Raw genomic sequence first — 4,551 nt, forward strand, 5'->3', positions numbered from 1 at the left:
TTGAGGCCCGTGACGACGAAGCCGACCTCGCCCACGCCGAGCTCGGGCAGGAGCTGCTCGGCCGGGCGCTTGACGCCCACGCCGTCGACGAGGAAGTCGGTTCCCATCTGCATCATGCGCAGGGTCTGCCCCTTGCGGATACGCCCGTCGAACACGCGCACCGTGGCCACGACGCCGCGGTACTCGTCGAAGTACGAGTCGAGGATGAGCGCCTTGAGCGGGGCCTCGGCGTCGCCCTCCGGGGGCGAGACGAGAAAAACAATGGCCTCGAGCAGTTCATGGATGCCCTCGCCAGTCTTGCCGGAGACGCACACCGCGTCGTCGGCGGGGATCGCGAGGTCCTCCTCGATCTCTTCCTTGACCTCGTCGGGGTGCGCCGAGGGCAGGTCGATCTTGTTGATCGCGGGGACGATGTCGAGGTTTGCGTTCATGGCCAGCGTCGCGTTCGAGACGGTCTGGGCCTCGACGCCCTGGGTCGCGTCCACGACGAGGACGGCGCCCTCGCACGCGGCGAGCGAGCGGCTGACCTCGTAGGTGAAGTCCACGTGGCCCGGGGTGTCGATCAAGTTGAACTGATATGTCTCGCCATCGTCTGCGTCGTAGGCGACGCGCACGGCGTTGGACTTGATGGTGATGCCGCGTTCGCGCTCGATGTCCATGGTGTCCAGGAGCTGGGCCTCCATGTCGCGCTCCTCCACAGTATGGGTGAGCTCGAGGATGCGGTCCGAGATGGTCGACTTGCCGTGGTCGATGTGCGCAACAATAGAGAAGTTGCGAATATGTGAGGTGTCATAAGTAGTCATAGATTGAATCATAGCGAAGTCGCCGGCTTCATGCTATACTCGCGAAGTTGACCTCGCCGTGTCAGGGTTCGAAACCCCCACAATCGAGCCCACAAGAGGCCTCAGTATTTGTAATCGAAAGGAACCGCACGTGGCTAACATCAAGTCGCAGAAGAAGCGCATCATCACCGCCGAGAAGGCTCGCGTCCGCAACCGCGCAGTCCGCTCCGAGCTGAAGACCGCCGTCAAGGCCGTCAAGACCGCCGTCGATGCCAAGGACGTCGAGGCCGCCCAGACCGCCGCCAACAAGGCCGGCCGTCTGCTGGACAAGGCCGCTTCCAAGGGCATCATCCACAAGAACCAGGCCGCCCAGCGCAAGTCCGGCGTCCAGAAGATGGTCAACACCATCAAGTAACTTCTTCTCCGACATACGGATGAGTTAAAGACCCCAGGGTGCTGCCCGGGGTCTTTTTTTGTGCGTGTAAGCAAGCACGGGAAGTTCATGCCACCCCAGCGTCACATCACAGAGAGCTACCGCCCGCAGACGGAGACCACCAGGCGCGTGAGGGTCGCCCGCTCGTCTGCGCCGGACTTGAGCGCCGCGTCGGCGTCAGCGCACTCGGAAAGGAGCCGCTCGAGCTCCCCGTCGCTGAAGTTACGCGCCCACCAGCCGAGATTGCGGACCTGCCATTCCTGCTTCTTGAGCTCCTTTGCCACCATGCCGCCCTCGCCGCGGGCGCCGAGGCTCCGTGCACAGATAAGCTCGCGCACGCGCCCGCAGATGAGCGAGCAAAGACCGATCGCAGAGCCCCCGTCGAGCAGGCGAAGGAGCTGCAGGCTGCGCCCGAGGTCGCGCTGCGACAGCCGGTCGAGGAATTCCCACGGCTTGACCTCGGCCACGCGGGCAACGTTGGCCTCCACGAGCTCCCTCGTGACATTGCCGCCGCCGCCCAGAAGCGCGCTCAGGCTCGCGAGCTGGGTGTCGAGCATCGTGGAGGACTCCCCCACGCGCGCCGTGAGCTCGCTCGCCGCGTCGGATGCAATGGTGAGGTTGTGGGCGCGCGCGAGCTTCTGCACGTAGGGAAGAAGATCGCGGCCCTTCTTTGCGGAGCAGTCGATGATGGCCTTGGGGCCGACTTTGGCCAAGGCTTTGTACAAGCGCGTCGTCTTCGCCAGGGTCATCGCCGTGACGCAGAGCGTGCAGGCCTCGTTCGGGTTCCCGAGATACTTTATGATCGCCTCGGAGACGGGCTTGGGGAGCTTGTCGGCGCCCTCGAGCACGACGATGCGCCGGTCGGCGCCCATGGGAAGCGTGTTCAGGGACGAGACGAGCGCCTGCGGCTCGAGGTCGGGCGTAGCCTCGATCTCCTCTAGGTTGAAGGCCTCGAAGGGGCCGGCGGCGCGGGCCTTGAGCCGCGCGACGGTCTCTTTGCGCTTGAGTTCGTCCGGGCCGACGGCGAGGTAGGCCGGGAGCAGCTGGGGGCTTTGCGCCATGGTTTTCCTTTCTCGTGGGTACACATCATACCCCTTGCCACCCAGGGCACCGAGAAGCTACAATTCAGGACAGGCGGCGAACCCATTGGGCGGGTTGGTACGCCTCCTTTTCTCACGTTTTTAGCGTGTGGGGCAGCCGTCCTTTCCAAATAGAAGGGCGGCTACTTCTTTATCTCGATGCCGAGCCTAATGGCGGCCAGCACGAGCGCGATAAGTGTGATCACCTCCGATAAATCCATAGACACCACCCCCTCGATCACTCGGGGAGGCGCCGCCGTCTGCCCTGGGTCGCAGCTTCTCGGGCTAACGCTTAAATGCGCTATTCGACTGTCAACGTCCTCTTCTGCGCCGAGACGACCGGGCCGGAAGCCCCCGGCTCGACCGTCACGTCACCTGCGTCGATGGTGCACAGAAACCTCGTGCCCGCCGCCTCCAGGGCCTCGATGCACTCGGCCCTCGGGTGCCCGTAGCGGTTGCCCTCCCCCGCGCTCGCCACGGCGACCTCAGCCGCGAGCTGCGCAGCCTGGCTCTCGTCCACGGAGACCGCCGAGCCGTGATGGCCGACCTTGAAAAAGTCGATGTCCCCGACGTCCCTCGCCGCGAGGATCTGCCCCAGCTGCTCCCCCTCCGCGTCGCCGGTCAAAAGCGCTTGGAGGCTCCTCCCACCCTTCGAGAACCCGACCCGGAGCACGACCGAGTCCCCGTTGCCGTCCTCCCCGGACACGGGCTCACGCGGCCACACGACGCGAGCAAGAAACCCGCCGCAGGTCAGCGCGTCGCCGTAGACGAGCTCAACCGGCCCATGCCCGCAGAGGCGCTCGATTGCGGACGCGAGCTCAGGCGTCATGAGGCTCGCGACCCCCTTCGCCAAATAGACGTCGCCTACCGTCACGATTCCCTGAAGGTCATCGAGCCCGCCGACATGGTCCTGGTCGAGATGCGTGAGGACCACGGCATCGAGGTGCGAGACGTGGTTCCTCGCAAGGGCGGAGGCGACCTCGTCGTCGAGCCCTGCGTCGACCATGAGGGAAGACGAGCCGTCCGTCAGGAGGATCGCGTCGGCCTGCCCGACGTCCATGACGCAGATCCTCGCAGGGGCGAAGAAGCGCCACCGGACAAACGAAGAGCAGGTCAAAAAGCAAATTACTCCACCGACAGCAAAGAGGCGCCATCTGGTGACGCGAGGCCATGCGATGAGCAGGAGAGCCGCGAGCACGAGGAGCAACGCGCCCATGGCGCCGGCATCGCCCCCGAGGACGACGCGCGCATGGGGCAGCCCCGCAAAGAGCTCGACCACCGCGATGAAAACGCGGCCCAGAACATCGAAGGCAGCGAGAAGCACGCTTTGCGTCAGGGGCACCGGGCAGGCGAGGGCACACAGGAGCCCGAGCGACACCAGCGGGCCGAAGAGGACCGAGAGCGGGACGTTCGCAAGAGGTGCCACGACCGAGAGCTCCCCGAACGCCGATGCTGTGAGGGGTAGGGACACCGCCTGGCAGACCAGCGTGAGCGCCAGCGCATCGGTGGCTCCCGTCAAAAGGCCCCTCATAGGCCCATTGAGCGGCCTCGGCACCCATCTGGGAGGTCTGGGGCGCCCGAGCGCCACGATGACAACGTGCTTGGCATAACCGCCGAACAACGCGATCCCCGCGACGCAGGAGACCGAGAGCAGAAAGCCGAGCTGCCCGCTCACGGTCGGGTCGGCGAGCGCCATGGCGAGCCCCACGAGGCTCACGGCGGAAAGCGAATGACCCCGCCTTCCGGCGAGCCTCGCCCCTTGGGAGACGAGCGACATGAGCCAGCCCCGGACCGCGGAGGGAGGCGCCCCGCATAGGACGACGAAGACGGCGGTGACACCGAGGAGCCAGACGAGCCTTCCTTCCTCGCGCAACGGGGTGCGCTGAAGAGCCGCCGCGATGAAGGCGGATATGACGACCAGGTGCGCCCCGGAGACCGCGAGCATGTGAGAGGCCCCTGCGGCGCTGAACTCCTCGTCGAGCCCGAGGGCCTTGAGGTCGGGGGAATACCCGCACAGGAGCCCCTCGAGCAGGGCGCGCGCAGCCTCGTTGCCCGCGGTGGCGCCCGCTGCATCGCCGAGCTCCGAACCACGATCGCCCTCGTCGCTCGCGGCTCCCGCCGTGAACGACCCGAGCACAACCCGCCTCACGCGCAGGATCGCCCCGTAGGCGCCCCGCGCTTCTTCCGACCCGAGGACCCGAAGCGCCTTCACAGATCCGCAGACCCCCTGCATACGATTGCTCGTGCCGCGCTCGTC

General features: G+C 66.1%; 4 protein-coding genes. 1 reads left to right on the top strand and 3 read right to left on the bottom strand.

The window, feature by feature from the left end; all coding sequences use genetic code 11:
* The coding region (locus ACT84W_RS04190; RefSeq protein ID WP_444328307.1) for a GTP-binding protein at positions 1–803 on the bottom strand (803 nt) is incomplete at its 3' end.
* Positions 804–933: 130 nt separating this feature from the next.
* Here ACT84W_RS04190 and rpsT point away from each other — a divergent pair.
* Complete coding sequence (gene rpsT / locus ACT84W_RS04195) at positions 934–1,197, top strand: 30S ribosomal protein S20 (protein WP_417576483.1); 264 nt, start codon at positions 934–936, stop codon at positions 1,195–1,197.
* Between the two features lie 116 nt (positions 1,198–1,313).
* On the opposite strand, the gene holA is transcribed toward rpsT, so the two are convergent.
* On the bottom strand, positions 1,314–2,276 hold the full coding sequence (gene holA / locus ACT84W_RS04200; protein WP_444328308.1) for a DNA polymerase III subunit delta: 963 nt from the start codon (positions 2,274–2,276) through the stop codon (positions 1,314–1,316).
* A 319-nt stretch (positions 2,277–2,595) separates the two neighbouring features.
* Positions 2,596–4,551: ComEC/Rec2 family competence protein (locus ACT84W_RS04205; protein ID WP_444328309.1), on the bottom strand; the 1,956-nt coding region annotated here is incomplete at its 5' end.

Source organism: Paratractidigestivibacter sp. (genome assembly GCF_052362415.1).
Classification (GTDB): Bacteria; Actinomycetota; Coriobacteriia; order Coriobacteriales; family Atopobiaceae; genus Paratractidigestivibacter.

What these genes read in the sequence shown, in the direction of transcription:
- holA (WP_444328308.1), bottom strand. Translation starts at nt 2,276, where the DNA reads ATGGCGCAAAGCCCCCAGCTGCTCCCGGCCTACCTCGCCGTCGGCCCG.